This window comes from Streptomyces tanashiensis, assembly GCF_014648895.1.
Classification (GTDB): domain Bacteria; phylum Actinomycetota; class Actinomycetes; order Streptomycetales; family Streptomycetaceae; genus Streptomyces; species Streptomyces tanashiensis.
The window spans coordinates 101,340-116,992 of record NZ_BMRZ01000022.1 but is presented as its reverse complement, the minus strand read 5'-3'; the positions used below and the strand labels follow the sequence as shown (position 1 = coordinate 116,992).

The following is a 15,653-nucleotide window of genomic DNA, read 5'->3' as shown; positions in this document are numbered from 1 at the left end:
GTCGCACGGTCCGAGGCTGGGACGTTGTGCGTCTCGACCTGGTAGGTGCCGTCCTCGGGGAGGCTCGGCTGCCAGGTGTACGAGTCACCCGCCACCGAATCCTTGTTGTACATGTACGTCTGGTTCACCGCGTACTGCGTGTACGCCGTGTTGCCCGACGCCGGCCAGGAACCCACCGCCGCCGTGCGGCCGGCCTCACCGTTGTCCACGAGGACCGAGGTGCCCGACAGCTCACCCGTGATCGCGTTCGCGTTGTTCCAGGTCGCCCCGGACTCGGTCCACGCCTGGGTGGCGCGGTGCGCCTCCAGCTGGACCTCGGTGTCACCCGTGGTGTGGGTCTGGTCGAAGTACAGCCTCAGATCGGCCGAGTCCAGCCTGGTGCCCGCCGGGATGCTGCCGACCGGGAACCGGATCAGCGCACGCGAGGCGCCCGTGGAGGTGTTGCCGACCGACAGACGCCAGTTGTCGTCGTAGTTGGTCGTCGGACCGTCCGAGGAGATCATCACGTCCTGCGCCGTGGTCGGCGTCGGGGCGATCGAGATCGTCGGGTCGATGGTGACCGGGTACTGCCGCTCCGAGGCGGCCAGCCACTTCGCGTCGGGAGTGACCGTGAGGTTCCAGCCGTGACCGGCCTTCGTCAGCTTCTGGGTGACGTTCCCGCTGTACGCGGAACCGTACGGCGCCTTGACGTCCTTCTTCGCGTCCGTCATGAACGCGGCGGGGATGACGAGGACCGGATCCGCGCCCTCCCCGAAGAAGGAGACCGAGCCGTCCTTGTTCTGCTTCGGCGTCAACCCGCCCGCGTCCAGGGTGAACGTGAAAGACACCGGACCGGACGGCTTCGCGTCCAGGACGATGTTCTCCTTCACCCGGCCCGGACCGACCACGTACGACAGATCCGCACCGGACACCGCGTCCTCGTACGTCACCGTGTCGCCCTTGGCCACCGGCGCGAGCTTCCCCGCGCCCTTCAGACCCAGGGTCACCGCATGTCCGGCTCCGGCCTCGAAGCGGAGCAGCCTGCCGGCGTCCGATCCGAACCAGCTGCGCGCGGCATTGGTCGTGTTGGCGAAGGCGAAACCCTCGGCGTCGGACGGGACGACCGTCGGATCGACGTCCTTCCACGACTTCCCCGCCCGGTAGCCGGTCGGAACCGCCGACACCTCGGCCTGCACGCGTCCGTCGGACAGCTGCCAGTACCGCGCGTTCGCCGTCCGCTTCCCCGTCAGCTCGGCGACCCGCTTCGCCTTCGGGGCGGCCTTGCCCTTCGGCAGCTTCTCCCGGCTGGGTATCTCCGGCCGTCCGTCCGGCGCCGGCCTTACGTCCTGTTCTTCATCGTCCGAGAACCAGCCCAGAGCCGTTTCGAAGACACCCTTGCCATCGTCCTGACCGGGCGGCCCGGGGGGCGGCGCCGCATACGCGACCTGCGGCAGTAGCGTTCCCGCCACCGCCGACACCACCAGACAGGAGACATACCTCCTGTAGGAGCTTCGCACCTCGATGCCTTTCCGTGCGGCGGACCGGATCCCGGGCACGCGGATGGTGCTCCGCACACGGGAAAACGGCACGCCGAATGAGCCCGCCGGATTTTTCCGACGTGCTTGGAGCAGTGCCGCGGCCGTAGGCCCGCACACACGTGAGTCCGGGCTCACGACTACGGCGCACGGATCCTGATCAGTGAGGTGATGGCCTGTCAATCACACACGCATATAGGGTAATTGGGTGCCCATGGGTATGCGCTTTGCCTCCATGGGGCGATCGCTCGACTCCGATAGAGCTTCGTATTGACCGACATCCACATGACGCCCGCCGAGGGGTGAGCCTGGTCCCGTTCCGCAGGTCACAGCGTCTCCGTGACCTTGTCCAGGCCCCGGGGGCGGTCGGGATCCGCGCCCCTCGCGATCGCCAGGTGCCGGGCCAGGGTCTGGAACGGCAGGATCTCCAGCAGCGGTGACAGCTCCTCGGGGACGTCCTCCGGCAGCACGACCGTCGCGTCCGCGCGATCGGCGGCCGACGCGCGGCCGACGGTGAGGATGTCCGCGCCCGTGGCCGTCAGCCGGTCGAGGACCGGGAGCATGGCGTCGCCGCCCCGGCCTTCGGCGACGACGGCCATGACCGGGACCTGCGGATCGATCATGGCCAGCGGACCGTGCAGGAGGTCCGCCCCGGAGAACGCCTGCGCCGCGACGTACGAGGTCTCCATCAGCTTGAGCGCGGCCTCCCGCGCGGTCGGGTACGAGTAGCCCCGCCCCGTGCAGACCAGTCGCGACGCGAAGCGGTACCGCTGGGCGAGCCGGGCGATGTGCGCCTCCTGGTCGAGCACCCGTGCGCCGGCCTCCGGAAGACGCGCGGCGGCCGCGCCCGTTCCGCCGCGCAGCCGGTCCACCAGCAGATACAGCGCGAGGAGCTGGGCGGTGTAGGACTTCGTGGCCGCCACCGCCCGTTCGGGCCCGGCCAGCACGTCGACGTGGCACTCGGCGGCGCGGGCGAGAGGGGAGTCGGCGCGGTTGGTGACGGCCAGGGTCAGTGCGCCCCGGGCCCGGCCCACCTCCAGCGACCGCACGAGGTCGGGCGACCCGCCGGACTGGCTGACCCCCACCATGAGCACCCCGCTCGCCGCCGGCGTGGCGTCGTAGGTGGTCATCGTGGACGGCGAGACCAGTCCGCAGGGAAGCCCGCACAGGATCTCGAAGAGGTACTTCGCGTACAGCGCCGCGTGGTCGGAGGTGCCCCTCGCGACGAGGAGGACGAACCGGGGCCGGTAGGCCTGGACGAGCGAGACGGCGCGGGCCAGGTCGGAGTCCCGGGCCCCGGAGCGGTCGAGCAGCCGCTCCCACCGGTGCGGCTGCTCGGCGACTTCGGCGGCCATGGCACGGCCCGCCGTCGGCGGAGGCTGTACGAGTCCGGGCATGGGTCCACTCCTGTTCAGGTGGCTGCGGTGGGGTCCGCGGCGGCGAGGTCGATCGCCAGTTCCGCGGCGCCGATGAGCTGGGCGTCGTCGAGCTCGGCCCCGGTGAGGGCGGGCGGCAGGGGGATGCGGCCCTGCAGGCGCCGCCGAACGGCCGGCACGAGCAGGTCGGCCGCGGCCCGGCCGAAGCCGCCGCCGAGGACCACCAGTTCCGGGTTGAGCAGCGTGGCCGCGTTGCCGATGGTCAGGGACAGGTCGTCGACGACCTCCGCGAGCACGGCCTCGGCCGCCGCGTCACCGGCGCGGGCGAGCCGGAGGAAGTCCTCGGAGCCGAAACCGGGCGGCAGGGCGCCCTTCCTTGCGCGCATCCGTGCGAGGATCCCGGCCGTGCCCACGCGCGACTCGAGGTCGCCGAACCCCGGCCACGGGGTGGACAGGGACTGCCGGCCGAGGAGCGTGTAGCCGATCTCCCCGGCCGCGCCGGCGCCACCTCCGTAGAGCCGGCCGTCGAGGACGAGCGACGCGCCGACCCCGGTGCCCAGAGCGACGGTCAGGACGTCGTGCCTGCCGCGTGCCGCGCCGTGGCGGAGTTCGGCCAGGGCGAGCAGGTTCACGTCGTTGGCCACGCGCACGGGCAGACCGAGGCGTTCCTCGAGGAGCGCGCCGAGCGGCAGGTCGTGCCACCGCAGCGAGGGTGCGAACTCGACCCGCCCGCTGTCCCGCCTGACGACACCCGGAACGCTCACGGCCACCGCCCGCACCGGCGACGGCCCGCTCGCCGCGTCCTTGACGAGCGTGGCCGCGAGGTCGGCGAGCGCCTCGAAGAAGGACAGGGCGGGACGCCCGTCCTCGCCGGGGAGGATCGCGCGCCTGCGGCGCCGGACGACGCGCGCCTCGAGGTCCGCGACGGCTCCGGCGATCTTGTGGGCGCCGATGTCGAGGGCGAGCACCGACCGGGCCTGGGCGTGGAACTTCACCAGGCGGGCCGGACGGCCGCCGGTCGGCACCGTCCGGCCCGCCTCGAGCACGAGCCCGTCGTCGATCAGCCGGTCCACGAGCCGGTTGACCGTCGCGGTGCTGAGACCGGTGTGCTGCGTGAGCTCGGAGAGCGACTGCGGGCCCGCCGTGCGGAGCCGGTCCAGCAGCGCCGCGGTGTTGACCCGGGCCGCGGTGCGGTTGGTCGCCGTCGGCCGCCTCGGTCGTTCCCGGCTGTCGTCGCCCTCGGGCATGCCTGTCCTTCGGTCGGTCGTCGATTTCTTCTCATGTCGAGATGAACGGCAGCATGGACCCGTGCGGGGTGGAGGTCAAGGGGCGCGAGGGGAACGGGCGTTGCGCTGGGCCTCGCCCCTGCGTGGGGCGCGATGCTCTGAACCGACTTGTTCTCGACCTGAGATGAAGTGCCGGTGAACCCGCCGCGACCGCCGGACGGCTCACCGTCCGTCACCGGCCGGTTGTGGGTGAGGCCGTGGGTGCGCGGAATCGGCGGTCGGAGCCGCTCCGGACGTGCGGGCCGGTGCGACGCCCGGTGGGCCCGGCGCGGACGCGGCCCGGGTGCGCCGGGGACCGCGCGTACCCCCGGGGGGCCGGACGGTCCGCACCTCCGACGGGGATTCCGGTCGGGAGCGATTTCCGCAGGGGGTGGAGGCGTGAGGAGGTCTCCGCCCTCTTCCGTTCCCGCCCCGCGGGACCTCTCCGGGGTGTGCCATCGACTTTCGGCCGATCATTCTCGGCCGGTCGTGCGGGGGGCGATACCAGAGCGGCCCGCTCTACGGGTAAGTTTGTCAACTGCGCACCGCACATGAACGGTTGACGACTACAGTGTGTGGTTGATGATCACCGGTAGGCTCATCGAACGTCTGTAGAACACCTCCCCCGTAGACCCCCTGCAGCACACCCCCGCAGTACGCCGATTCCTGGGCACGTACCAAGGACACTCATGTCTCAACTTCGCGCACCCGCCTCGCGGTCCGATCGACGCGAGGGCGGGCGGCACGGCCGGCCAGGCGCCCGCTCCGCCACCGGTACCCACAGCAGCCCCCCGGCGCAGTCCTCCGCGCCGCTTCCCGCGGAAGTCCGCCTACGCCCCCAACTCCTCCGCACCTCGGTGCTCCCCGCCGTCGCGGTGGCCCTCGGCGGGGCGGCCGCCGTCCTCTTCACCATCCGCTCCACGGGAGCCAGCCCCACCCCCGGCCTCTGGGCGGCCCTCACCGGCGCCGCCGCCCTCACCGTCGCCTCCGTGACGGCCGCCGCGCTCGGCGCGGACCGGGCCGCCAAGGCCGTCCTCGACCGCTGCAACTCCCTGCGCCGCGCCAGCGCCAACGGCCAGAGCGAACTCCGGACGGTCGTCGAACAGTTGCGCAAGGGCGAAGGCGTCCCGCCCCGGCCCGCGCAGCCAGCCACTCCCGTCGCAGGTGACGAATTCGATCTGCTCTCGCAGGAGTTGACACGCTCTCACGAGGCCGCCGTGGCGGCCGTCGTGCAGGCCTCCCGACTCTCCAGCAGCGTCGGAAACGAACAGAAGGTCGAGGTCTTCGTCAACCTCGCCCGGCGCCTGCAGTCCCTGGTCCACCGCGAGATCCAGCTCCTCGACGAGCTGGAGAACGAGGTCGAGGACCCGGAGCTGCTCAAGGGACTGTTCCACGTCGACCACCTGGCCACCCGCATCCGCCGCCACGCCGAGAACCTCGCCGTGCTCGGCGGCGCCATCTCGCGCCGCCAGTGGTCGAACCCGGTCACCATGACCGAGGTCCTGCGCTCCTCCATCGCCGAGGTCGAGCAGTACCCGCGTGTGAAGCTCGTACCCCCGATCGACGGTACGCTCCGGGGCCATGCCGTGGCCGACGTCATCCACCTCCTCGCCGAACTCGTCGAGAACGCGACGCTGTTCTCCGCGCCGCACACCACGGTGCTGCTGCGCGCCCAGTACGTCACGGCGGGCCTCGCGATCGAGGTCGAGGACCGGGGCCTGGGCATGCCCGTCACCGAGCAGAACAAGATGAACGCCCTGCTCGCCGACCCCGACCAGGTGAACGTCGCGCATCTGCTCCAGGACGGTCGCATCGGACTCTTCGTCGTCTCGGCGCTCGCCCGCCGGCACGGCATCGCCGTACGCCTCCAGTCCAACATCTACGGCGGCGTCCAGGCGGTCCTGGTGCTCCCGCAGGGCCTTCTCGGCTCCGACCCCGAGGGCCTCGCCCAGCACGAGCGCCAGGCCGCCGCGACCGCCGGTTCCTCGGCGATCCCGCCCGGTCAGGTGCAGATGCAGCCGCAGCCCCTGGCGCAGCCTCAGCCTCAGACGCAGGCACAGCCGCAGCCCCAGCCCGCGGTCCCCGCTCCGGCCCCGGTACGGACGCCGAGCCATGCCCCGGCCCCCGTGCCCGGCCAGGTCCCCGCTCCGGTCGCGGCCCACGCCCCGGGCCACGTCCCCGGCCACCCGCACGCGCACGCGCCGGCCGTCACCGCACCCGTACCGCCGTCCGTCTCGCCCTCCCCGGAGCGGGCCGCCGCCCGTCACGAGGAGACGCACACGCCCGCTCCGCACCCGTACCCCCGTACGAGCGCGCAGCCGAGCGGCTACGGGAACCCCGGTCCCGCCCCCGCGATACCGGCCCAGTCGGCCGGCGCCGACCACATCGGCCCGCCGGACCACCTGCTCTCGCCGCTCCCCCCGGCCCCCCGTGCCGAGGCCGACGGCCGGCCCCTGCTCCCCAAGCGGCGCGCACAGGAGCACCTCGTCCCGCAGCTGCGGGACGAGCCCGTGACCCGCAAGACGGAGGAGCACGCCCTGCACGACCCGGGTCTGATGGCCGCGTTCCAGCGCGGTATCGGCCTCGCCGAATCCCAGCCCGCCCCCCACGAATCGCTGCGTCCCGGCGACGCGCACAAGGAGTAGATCACCATGGCGAGCAATGTGCCGACCGGCCATTCCTCGGACCTCGACTGGCTGCTCAGCGGTCTGGTCCAGCGGGTCCCGTACACCCGCAACGCCGTCCTGCTCTCCTCCGACGGTCTCGTGAAATCCGTGCACGGCCTCGACCCCGACGCCGCCGACCACATGGCGGCCCTCGCCTCCGGGCTCTACTCGCTCGGCCGCAGCGCGGGCGCCCGGTTCGGCGACGGCGGCGAGGTCCGCCAGGTGGTCGTGGAGCTCGACTCCACCCTCCTCTTCGTCTCCACCGCCGGTTCCGGCACCTGCCTGGCCGTCCTCGCCGGCCGTGAGGCGGACGCCGCCGTCCTCGGCTACGAGATGGCGATGCTCGTCAAGAGCGTCCGGCCCTACCTGGTCACCCCCGCCCGGCAGGCCGCCGGCGCGGTGGGTGGTCTCGGGCAGTAGACGTGACGTCTCATCAGGAAGGACCCTGGCTCGACGACGCGGCGGGGCGGCTGATCCGCCCCTACACCGTGAGCGGCGGCCGGACCAAGCCCACCACCGCGCTGGACCTGCTGTCCATGGTGATGGCGACCGGGTCGACACCGCAGGCGCACATGGGTCCCGAGCACAGCCTGGCCCTCGGGCTGTGCGACGGACCCACCTCGGTGGCCGAGATCGCGGCGCACTTACGGCTCCCGGCCGTGGTCACCAAGGTCCTGCTCTCCGACCTCGTGGACTGCGGGGCGCTGACCGCCCGGGCGCCGCGCTTCCACGCCAATCCCACCGACCGTTCCTTGCTGGAGGCAGTGCTCGATGGCCTACGACAACGGCTCTGAGCGCCACGACAGTTTCGCGACCGACCCGTTCCCCACCGCGCTCAAGATCCTGGTGGCGGGCGGATTCGGCGTGGGCAAGACGACCCTCGTGGGCGCGGTCAGCGAGATCGAACCGCTGAGCACCGAGGAGCTGCTCACCTCGGTCAGCGCGGCCACCGACAGTCTGGAGGGCGTGGAGTCAAAGACCACGACCACCGTCGCCATGGACTTCGGCCGCATCACGCTCGACGACCGCCATGTGCTGTACCTCTTCGGAACCCCGGGCCAGGAGCGCTTCTGGTTCATGTGGGACGAGCTCTCCGAGGGAGCGCTCGGAGCGGTCGTCCTCGCCGACACCCGCAGGCTCCAGGAGTGCTTCTCCGCCGTGGACTTCTTCGAACGGCGGGGGATCCAGTTCGTCGTGGCAGTCAACGAGTTCGACGGCGCCTACCGATACGAACCGGACGAGATCCGGTCCGCCCTCGACCTCAAGCCGGAGGTGCCGGTCGTCCTCTGCGACGCGCGGATCTCCAGCTCCGGCATCCGCACCCTGCTGACCCTCGTCCAGCATCTGCTCACCACCATCCCGGACACCGTGCCGAGCTTCGGAGCCACGCCATGACCTACGACCCGACCGGTCACCTCCTGCTCACCCCCATCGACAAGGAGGCGCCGGCCCGCGTGCAGCGGCTGCGCGAACTCGGTCTCGGGGAGCGACCGGACCCGGCGTTCGACGAGTTCGCCCACCGGCTCGCCGAGGTGACCGGCGCCCCGTTCTCGATGGTGAACTTCATCGACGAGAACCGGCAGTTCTTCGCGGGGCTGCACACCCCCGAGGGCACCCACTCCGGCAGCGACCTGGGCGCGGCCGCCGCGGGCGGCGGTGGCGTGGGCCGTTTCATGGCCCGTGACCACGGCTACTGCCCGCACGTCGTGGTGCGGCGCAAGGCGCTCGTCCTCGAGGACGTCTGCGACTACCCGCGCTTCGCGGGGAACCCGGTCGTGGACGAGATCGGGATCCGCTCCTACATGGGGGCGCCCCTGATCGACCGTACCGGTGTCGCGCTCGGCACCATCTGCGTGGTCGACACCGACGTCCGGCCGTGGGGCCGTGCGGGCCTGGAGACGATCAAGGCGATGGCGGCGGAGCTCGTGGAGCAGATCCACCGCCGTGAGGACGGCATGTTCTGACCGGCACGTCCGGTGAACGCCCGGGAGCCCCGGTTCGGCAGCGGCCGAACCGGGGCTCCCGGCCCGTGGGGGCGGGGTTCAGGCGTGCGCCGGCTCCAGCTCGGGTGTGCGGACGAGCTCGGACAGCCGCTCCGACCAGCTGCCCTTGTCCTGGCCGAGGGCGACCTCGGCCAGCCGCAGGAGCTGGATGTCGGAGGTGCCGGCCGGGGCGAAGATGTGGTGGGCGTCCCGGAGGTACCGCTCGATGGCCCGGTCGGTGAAGAGGCCGGCGGCGGCGTGGATCTCCATGGCGTTGCGACCGGAGTCGATGGCCGACTCGACGTTGACGAGCTTGGCGTTCATCAGCTCGGTGTCGCAGGAGAGGCCCTGGTCGAGCAGGTGCACGGCGTGGTACGCGGCCAGCCGGGCGGTCATCAGCCGGGACTGCATCTGCCCCAGCTTCAGCTTGACCGTGGGCAGGTCGTGGAGCGGCTTGCCGTAGCGGATGCGCTCGGAGGCGAACCGTGTGGTCTCCTCCAGGATCGCCTGGTGGATGCCGAGCGAGACGGCGGTGAGGTTGGCCCGTCCGTACAGCACGCTGGAGGAGTACGCGACGGCGAGGCCGTCGCCCTCGTCGCCGAGCCGGTTGGCGGCCGGCACCCGGCAGTTCTCGAAGATCAGCTCGCCGAAGCTGAAGCCGTGGAGGCCCATGGCCTGCTGCTGGGGACCGGTCCTGAACCCGGGGCGATCGGATTCGACCAGGAAAGCAGTGAGTCCCTTCGACCCCGGACCGGTCCTGACCACGACTCCGTGGAGATCACCGACGTGGCTGTTTCCGACGTAGACCTTGCTGCCGTTGAGGATGTAGTCGTCGCCGTCCCGGACCGCGCTGGCGCTCATGCCGAGGACGTGGCCGCCGGACTCGGGCTCGGTGACCGCGATGGTCGGCAGGCAGGCGCCGGCCGCGATCTCCGGAAGCCAGGTCTTGCGCTGGTCGTCGCTGCCGAAGTGGACGATCTTGGCGGTGCCCAGCTGGGAGGCCTGGACCATGGCGCCCATGGCGCCGCTGACCCGGGAGAGCTCCTCGATGATGATCGTCTTGGCCAGATGGCCGGCGCCCATACCGCCGTATTCCTGGCTGATTGTCGCGCCCAGCCAGCCCTGCTCGGCGATCTTGCGGGACAGCTCGTGATGGACGCTCCGGGAGGCCTCCATCTCGGCTATGCGTGGCCGAACCTCACGCTCTGCGAAGTCGCGGACGGTCTGCCTGAGCTCATGATGCAGTCGGCTGCTGAAGTAGCTGTCCATCCGAGTCCTCCCCTGCGAAACGCCTGTTCGGTGAGTTGTCCGAACAGGTGGTGCATCGGCAGTGGTCCCGTCCCGAACAGGCCGACGTCTTCATGGTGTTGATCTTTCTTGAACGGATCAATATCGCCACCAAGTTTGTCCGAAACCGGAATGGTTGACGTTTGTTTCTGACTGTGTTTCGTGTGGTCTCGGCCTGACCGCCCTGATCGGGGGCCTCTTCCCCAGGGGCGAATTTCTGCCACATGCCAACGGCAAGGTGAGCCCCGATATAGCGCGATGAGCCTCCCTGTATCACCATATGAGCTCCTTCCTCCCCAGAAGAGCGGCATTCCCGAACCCCTCCGCGCTCCTTCCCCGCCCGGCCGGAACCCGCCCCGGGGTCGTCCGGACCCCCATCCGGCCCATCGGGGCGGGCGTGGGGGCGCACGCCGGGGCGCGAGGGCGCGTCACGGAGAGTGAACGCCGCGCACTCGGCGCGTACCCCGTGCGGGGGTGCCGGGAAACGTGTGCGTGACCACCGGGGAAAGTGCGGTATTGTTCTCATGCGCGTTCGGCCAGGGGAAACCCCAGGTCAGACGGGTGCCGGGACGTGGCGCAGCTTGGTAGCGCACTTGACTGGGGGTCAAGGGGTCGCAGGTTCAAATCCTGTCGTCCCGACTCGAAAGAGTCGCAGGTCAGGGGCCGTTTCAGAGCAATCTGAAACGGCCCCTGACTCGTTTTTGGGGACCACTTGGGGACCAACTCGCCTTGACCGGTCAACGGGCGACCATGATCGGGCTCGGCAGGGACCGGGGCGCGCGGAGCACGCTGAGGTGTGCCGAGAGTGCGGCGCCGGCGGCGGTGATCTTGTGTACGTCGGGGTGCAGGTATCGCTGGGTGGTGGTCAGTGAGCCATGGCCGGCGATCTTGCGGAGGACGTGTACCTGGACCCCGGCGTCGGCGAACCAGGTGAGTCCGGTGTGCCGGAGGTCGTGGCGGCGAAGGTGTTCGTAGCCGAGCTTCGTGACGACGTCGTCCCAGTGGGTGGCGTCGCGCAGGACGGCGGTGGAGATGCGGCCGCCTCGGGGGCCGGTGAACATGCGCGCGTCGGGATCGGGGCCGGCGGCCAGGATGCGCTGGGCGACGAGGGGGCGGATCTCCTCGATGATGGGGACGTGGCGGGCCCGCTTGCCTTTCGTGCCCTTGTCGACGAGGCCGCCGGGAGCGGGGGTGGTCTGGCGCCGGACGGTCCAGATCCAGTTGGTGGTGTCGATGTCTCCGACGCGGCAGCCGGAGACCTCACCGATGCGCGCGGCCGTACATGCGGCGAAGAGGACGACCTCGCCCCAGCCCCGGTACTCGCCGTGGGAGGCGGCCACGAGCGCGTCGGCCAGCTCGGCGAGCGCTTCCCAGTCGGGGAGGGCCAGAGCTCGCGGGTCGAGGAGTTCGTCCTCGGCTTGCTTGTAGAGCTTCTGCCAGCCCGTCACGCGGGCCGGGTTGACCTTGATGATGCCGTCCCGGACCGCCTGCTCCATGACGCGGACCAGGACGGCGATGGTGTTCTTGACGGTCGAGCGGCCGTGTTCGTCGGCGATCCAGTTCTGGACGGTTCGGTCGATGGCCCCGTTGGTGATCATCCGGACCGGCAGGTGCCCGAGGGCCGGCACCACGCGTACTCGCCATCCTGAGAGATAGGGGTCGCGCGTCTTCAATTCCAGACCACGTAGGGCGAGTTCCATGTTCGTGTCGCCATAGTCGGCGAGCTTCATGGTGGCCAACGAGGGGGAGAGGCCGGCCTCCGCGGCCTCGATGATGGTCTGGATCCAAGCCTGAGCTTCTTCTTCGCTGTCCTTTCCCTCGGACACGGATTTGCGGCGCTTGGTCGTCGGGTCGAACCAGCGGACGCGAGCGCGGTACGGGTTCGCTCTGTTGGGTCTGTATTCGACATCCGTGGAGAGGCGTACGCCGACAGGAACGGCTTCTATATGGGCCATCAAGCCGCCTGGCCGGGGGCGATGCGACGGCTGTGTAGCCATCTCTCGATGTCGGCCGCGTTGTACATGACGACGCGCTCCGAGATGGAGACGAACGGAGGGCCCTGGGGTGGCTGGGCGGTTCGCCATCGGCGCAGGGTCGAGGCGTCGACACGGAGGCGGGAGGCGAGGTCCTTGGTCGAGTACCAGGAGCTGGCGAGGAGAGGTGGGCGGCTGTCCGCCGGGTCGCCTTGGCGGTGGAGCGTGGGGTGCGCGGTGGCCTCCATGTCGGCGTGCGGAGCGGCGAGGGGCGGGGCGGATGCGGGCTCGTGGGGCAAGGGCGAATGATCTCCGGGGGACGGAACACTAAACGGATTCGTGCAAGAGTCCAGAGACTGACGGCACAGTTCGCGAACGGAGAACGCATCGTGGGCAGGTGTGAGCCTGTCGATTCGGACTTCCTTCTCGAAGTCATCCGCTAGCGCTCCGTGGATGTACGAGGGGAATCAATCGTCCTGGGAAGCGCCGGTTTTCCTAACCGGGGGTTTGCCGCTATGTATGGCCGCCGCGAGCATTCTCGGGTCCCACGGCAAGGGGGGCACGTTCGTTGGCCAGAGGTGTTTGGGGCAGCCGCCGACTGGCTGTCCGCTCAGGGCGACTGATGAGACGAAGAGGCATGCCGCTCCCGGGCAGTGTGCCCCATGGTGGGAGCCGAAGGGAGGCGACCCGTGATGGCCGCCATCACGGTACTCAGCGGAGGGGTGCTCCTACTGGCGAGCCGGTCTGGAACTTCGACGTGATCGCGTCGATTACCTGGCGGTGATTTCGCCACCGCTTGCCCCGCTTCGGCGCTCGGTCCGCCAACAACAGCTCTACCCGGGCCTAGGGACCCTCTCGGATCGCGTCTTCGGCCTTTCTAACCGCGAGTCGCCGAACTTCGCTGATCGGCGGATACATGGAATCGGTGGTGATCGGCGGATCTGTCTCTGCCAACAGCTCTCGCAGAGGGCGCTTCCAGCTGGCAGGGATTCGGATGCTCCATCCTGTCGCCGGCCAGTTCTTGCTGAGCTCGGTACTTTGCAGGGGGAAACTGATGCTTAGGGTGGTGATACTGGCACGGTCGTCTGCGGAGACTCTTTTTCCACCAGGGCGGTTCATCTCCATCCCCGGGTAGCTGGCGATCAGCCCTCCGACTAGGAAGCGTCCACGCTGGGCGCGCATACGTGGATCCAAGGGGTTCGACTCGTCGACAGCAACGCGTGTTGTCCATTCACCCCTCGCTTGCTTTGTCCCTCGCTTTGTGCCCTCCCACTCCAGGGCGTCATTCGCTCTCAAGTCGATTCGATGTTGACCCTCTGATCCGGGCTTCAGACGAATGATGAAGAGGCGGCCGGGGATGTCGTCGTCGCGGTCGACCGCGAAGAAGAGGGCTTCACGGGGGCGTTCAGAGACATCGATGAGGCGGGTCGGGATGCCATGATGCTGAAGAACTGCGAGGAGCTCGCCATCCTTCATCAACCGGCCCAGGCCCTGGGTCTTCATTTCCTTGAGGATTGCCTGCTCTGCTCGATGCATCAATTCTTCGGTGACTCGCTCACCCATGGTCTGATGACAGAGTCGGTAGAGGCTGGAGGAGATCCCGTAGGCGGCATTCGGCTGCCCCCGGTAGAACACCTCGTCGGGGGCTTCATCGTAGGAGGGCAAGGGGGTTTGGCTTCTGCCGATGATGCCCGCGGCCCCGCTGCTGATCCATTCCCAGAGGTGATCGACGGACTGTAGGCCGATGCGTTCGTTTAGCTCCCGTTCAGAGAAGTACTGGTCCGCCATCGTTGGTGTGGTGCCCCGGAGACGTGCTTGCAATCCCGGGAGAGTAACGGCTGCCGTACCCGCCGCAGTGGGGTCAGCAGAGTGAGACGCCATATCTGCACACTAGGCGTCCTCAACGGCAGCGCTCAGCGCCACGCTCATGCGGCCCGCCAACGCCCGCTGTCTTCGACGGCAGCCGAACGGTCGCGCAGCGTAGAAAGGCTAGCCGACCGTCGCGTCCGAGCCCGACCTTGCACGGCAATGCCAGCGCTGTGGACCTCGTACTGCTCTTACTCCTTGCAGAGGGGCCCCTTGCGCCCCGCCGAATTTTGGCCGGGCGGTAGTGTTGACAGCGTGGGGGAAGCCGTCCCGTCTCTCCTGCCTGCAGCCGCGACGGGACTTCGGCAGTGCGGCTGTGGTCCTCGGTACTGTGCAGCGGACGCATTATGCACACGAGGGGGAGCCGTTCATGCCCGATCTCAGCACCTTCATATCCGAGGGCTTCGGTTCGGTGGCGACCGCTGCGGTATCCCTTTTGGCGATCCCGGGCGTCATCATCGCTGGCCACATCCAGGGCAAGAACGCCCGCCAGGCGGGAGAGGCGCAGGCCAAAGCAGCCCTCGAAGCGGCGAAGGAACAGGCCCACCTCTCCTATCGCGCCGCCCTCGACAGCGCCAAGGAGGTCTCCCGGGAGAACCATGCCCAGTGGCAGCGAGACCGGTGCCAGGAGGTCTGGGCGGACTACGTGAAAGAACTTGACCTGTTGTTGCCGAAGGTGGAAGCCAACGACCAGGAAGCCCGGTCCGAGGACTTGTTGAAGGCGTACGCCATGGTGGAGCTGCTGAGCCCGCCAAGCGTCTTGGCCAAGGCGCGCGAGGCGAAGCGCGGGGCGCTGGACTTCACGACGGCGCTGTACGTGGAACACATGGAGCGCAGGAACTACATCAGCTTGGCACGGGCGAGGCGGCGGTTGGAGGAAGCTGTGGCAGCAGCGTCACGGCTGTCCCGAGCCGCAGGAGACAGCTTCGTCGAGCAGGTGCAGATTTCCGCCGATGAGTGGGATTACGTGGGGCCGGAATCCCCCTCGGAGTGGGAGGAGATGTCGGAGAGGTTCGAGCGAGGCGAGACGGCTCGTGCTGCCCTTGAGGCGCTCGACGAAGCGACGCAGGCACTCGGAGACGAAGCGGCAGAGAACCGAGCCCGCGAGGCCCTTATGGCCGCTTCCTTGAGTGAATCGGCAGCTGCTTCGTTGGTTCGGACTGCATGCGTGGACCGTGAAGCACAGGGTGAAATGCTGGCACAGAAGCGGGTGGCGTTGAGGGATTTTCGGGACGCGTTCGTCGCGGAGGCCCGCAAGGAGCTGGACGCCTTGGGAGCGTAGTCCACTTGGCCAGGATCCCGTTGAGGCCGCTGGCCGGGGCGGAGCCGGACAAGCCGATCCGGCTGCGGTGACCCTTCAGCCTCTGCCCCGTGTTACGGGACAACTCTTAGCTCGCGCTGCGGACTGACGAGCCGGCGGCGACGAGTGCTGCGGCTCCTGCGGTGCTCGCCAGCGCGGCGAACAGACCTGGGTAGCCGCCCAGTGGCGGGGCGAGGAGAGCTGCAGCGAAGGGAGCGAGCGCTTATGCGGTCATGGCGGGGGCGTTGAGGAGTGCGGAGAGAATGCCGTAGTCGGTGGTCCCCCAACGGTCGGTGATGGCGGTAGAGCCTTGCGGACAATGAGGGAACCGCAAGTCAGTGGCTCGCCTCAGTGACATCCTGGAACGCATCCCCTGGATTTCGGGAACGCAGATGGGGTCTTCGCAGGTCAGTGCAGGTATGCC

General features: G+C 69.4%; 13 protein-coding genes and 1 tRNA gene. 7 read left to right on the top strand and 7 right to left on the bottom strand.

The window, feature by feature from the left end:
- The 3 genes from IE237_RS37390 to IE237_RS37380 form a co-directional block, all read right to left on the bottom strand.
- On the bottom strand, positions 1–1,448 hold a 1,448-nt coding region (locus IE237_RS37390; protein WP_229843926.1), incomplete at its 3' end, for a DNRLRE domain-containing protein.
- Positions 1,449–1,840: 392 nt separating this feature from the next.
- Positions 1,841–2,911, bottom strand: coding sequence for an SIS domain-containing protein (locus IE237_RS37385; RefSeq protein ID WP_229843925.1), 1,071 nt, complete (start codon positions 2,909–2,911; stop codon positions 1,841–1,843).
- 14 nt (positions 2,912–2,925) lie between these two features.
- On the bottom strand, positions 2,926–4,137 hold the full coding sequence (locus IE237_RS37380; protein ID WP_189806649.1) for an ROK family transcriptional regulator: 1,212 nt from the start codon (positions 4,135–4,137) through the stop codon (positions 2,926–2,928).
- A 707-nt stretch (positions 4,138–4,844) separates the two neighbouring features.
- Between IE237_RS37380 and IE237_RS37375 the strand changes: the two genes are divergently transcribed.
- The 5 genes from IE237_RS37375 to IE237_RS37355 are packed head-to-tail and all read left to right on the top strand — an operon-like array spanning position 4,845 to position 8,785.
- Positions 4,845–6,800: an ATP-binding protein gene (locus IE237_RS37375; RefSeq protein WP_189806648.1), complete on the top strand. Its 1,956-nt coding sequence runs from the start codon at positions 4,845–4,847 to the stop codon at positions 6,798–6,800.
- A gap of 6 nt (positions 6,801–6,806) precedes the next feature.
- The gene (locus IE237_RS37370; RefSeq protein WP_041132185.1) at positions 6,807–7,241 is read left to right on the top strand and encodes a roadblock/LC7 domain-containing protein; all 435 of its coding nucleotides are present in this window, start codon (positions 6,807–6,809) and stop codon (positions 7,239–7,241) included.
- A gap of 2 nt (positions 7,242–7,243) precedes the next feature.
- On the top strand, positions 7,244–7,615 hold the full coding sequence (locus IE237_RS37365) for a DUF742 domain-containing protein (RefSeq protein WP_189806647.1): 372 nt from the start codon (positions 7,244–7,246) through the stop codon (positions 7,613–7,615).
- Entirely contained in the window at positions 7,593–8,216 is a 624-nt protein-coding gene (locus IE237_RS37360) for a GTP-binding protein (protein ID WP_189806646.1), read from the top strand. The genes IE237_RS37365 and IE237_RS37360 overlap by 23 nt, the downstream gene beginning before the upstream one ends.
- Entirely contained in the window at positions 8,213–8,785 is a 573-nt protein-coding gene (locus tag IE237_RS37355) for a GAF domain-containing protein (protein ID WP_189806645.1), read from the top strand. The genes IE237_RS37360 and IE237_RS37355 overlap by 4 nt, the downstream gene beginning before the upstream one ends.
- Positions 8,786–8,863: 78 nt before the next feature.
- On the opposite strand, the gene IE237_RS37350 is transcribed toward IE237_RS37355, so the two are convergent.
- On the bottom strand, positions 8,864–10,072 hold the full coding sequence (locus tag IE237_RS37350) for an acyl-CoA dehydrogenase family protein (protein WP_189806644.1): 1,209 nt from the start codon (positions 10,070–10,072) through the stop codon (positions 8,864–8,866).
- A gap of 583 nt (positions 10,073–10,655) precedes the next feature.
- Between IE237_RS37350 and IE237_RS37345 the strand changes: the two genes are divergently transcribed.
- A tRNA-Pro gene (locus IE237_RS37345) sits at positions 10,656–10,729 on the top strand.
- A 98-nt stretch (positions 10,730–10,827) separates the two neighbouring features.
- Here the strand turns inward: IE237_RS37345 and IE237_RS37340 are convergent.
- From IE237_RS37340 to IE237_RS37330, 3 genes are all read right to left on the bottom strand, one after another.
- Positions 10,828–12,045 carry a tyrosine-type recombinase/integrase gene (locus tag IE237_RS37340; RefSeq protein ID WP_189806643.1) on the bottom strand — a complete coding sequence of 406 codons (1,218 nt, stop codon included), beginning with the start codon at positions 12,043–12,045 and terminating at the stop codon, positions 10,828–10,830.
- A complete protein-coding gene (locus IE237_RS37335) occupies positions 12,045–12,362 on the bottom strand; it encodes a helix-turn-helix transcriptional regulator (RefSeq protein ID WP_189806659.1) in 318 nt (105 codons plus the stop codon). The genes IE237_RS37340 and IE237_RS37335 overlap by 1 nt, the downstream gene beginning before the upstream one ends.
- Before the next feature lie 544 nt (positions 12,363–12,906).
- Positions 12,907–13,851, bottom strand: coding sequence for an FRG domain-containing protein (locus tag IE237_RS37330; protein WP_189806642.1), 945 nt, complete (start codon positions 13,849–13,851; stop codon positions 12,907–12,909).
- A gap of 448 nt (positions 13,852–14,299) precedes the next feature.
- Here IE237_RS37330 and IE237_RS37325 point away from each other — a divergent pair, with 448 nt between their 5' ends.
- Positions 14,300–15,211: a hypothetical protein gene (locus IE237_RS37325; RefSeq protein WP_189806641.1), complete on the top strand. Its 912-nt coding sequence runs from the start codon at positions 14,300–14,302 to the stop codon at positions 15,209–15,211.
- Positions 15,212–15,653: the final 442 nt, after the last annotated feature.

Excerpts from the sequence above, each read along its gene's own strand:
- IE237_RS37355 (WP_189806645.1), top strand. The coding sequence starts at position 8,213 with ATGACCTACGACCCGACCGGTCACCTCCTGCTCACCCCCATCGACAAG.
- IE237_RS37360 (WP_189806646.1), top strand. The coding sequence starts at position 7,593 with ATGGCCTACGACAACGGCTCTGAGCGCCACGACAGTTTCGCGACCGAC.
- IE237_RS37330 (WP_189806642.1), bottom strand. The coding sequence starts at position 13,851 with ATGGCGGACCAGTACTTCTCTGAACGGGAGCTAAACGAACGCATCGGC.
- IE237_RS37375 (WP_189806648.1), top strand. The coding sequence starts at position 4,845 with ATGTCTCAACTTCGCGCACCCGCCTCGCGGTCCGATCGACGCGAGGGC.
- IE237_RS37385 (WP_229843925.1), bottom strand. The coding sequence starts at position 2,911 with ATGCCCGGACTCGTACAGCCTCCGCCGACGGCGGGCCGTGCCATGGCC.
- IE237_RS37370 (WP_041132185.1), top strand. The coding sequence starts at position 6,807 with ATGGCGAGCAATGTGCCGACCGGCCATTCCTCGGACCTCGACTGGCTG.
- IE237_RS37340 (WP_189806643.1), bottom strand. The coding sequence starts at position 12,045 with ATGGCCCATATAGAAGCCGTTCCTGTCGGCGTACGCCTCTCCACGGAT.
- IE237_RS37350 (WP_189806644.1), bottom strand. The coding sequence starts at position 10,072 with ATGGACAGCTACTTCAGCAGCCGACTGCATCATGAGCTCAGGCAGACC.
- IE237_RS37380 (WP_189806649.1), bottom strand. The coding sequence starts at position 4,137 with ATGCCCGAGGGCGACGACAGCCGGGAACGACCGAGGCGGCCGACGGCG.
- IE237_RS37325 (WP_189806641.1), top strand. The coding sequence starts at position 14,300 with ATGCCCGATCTCAGCACCTTCATATCCGAGGGCTTCGGTTCGGTGGCG.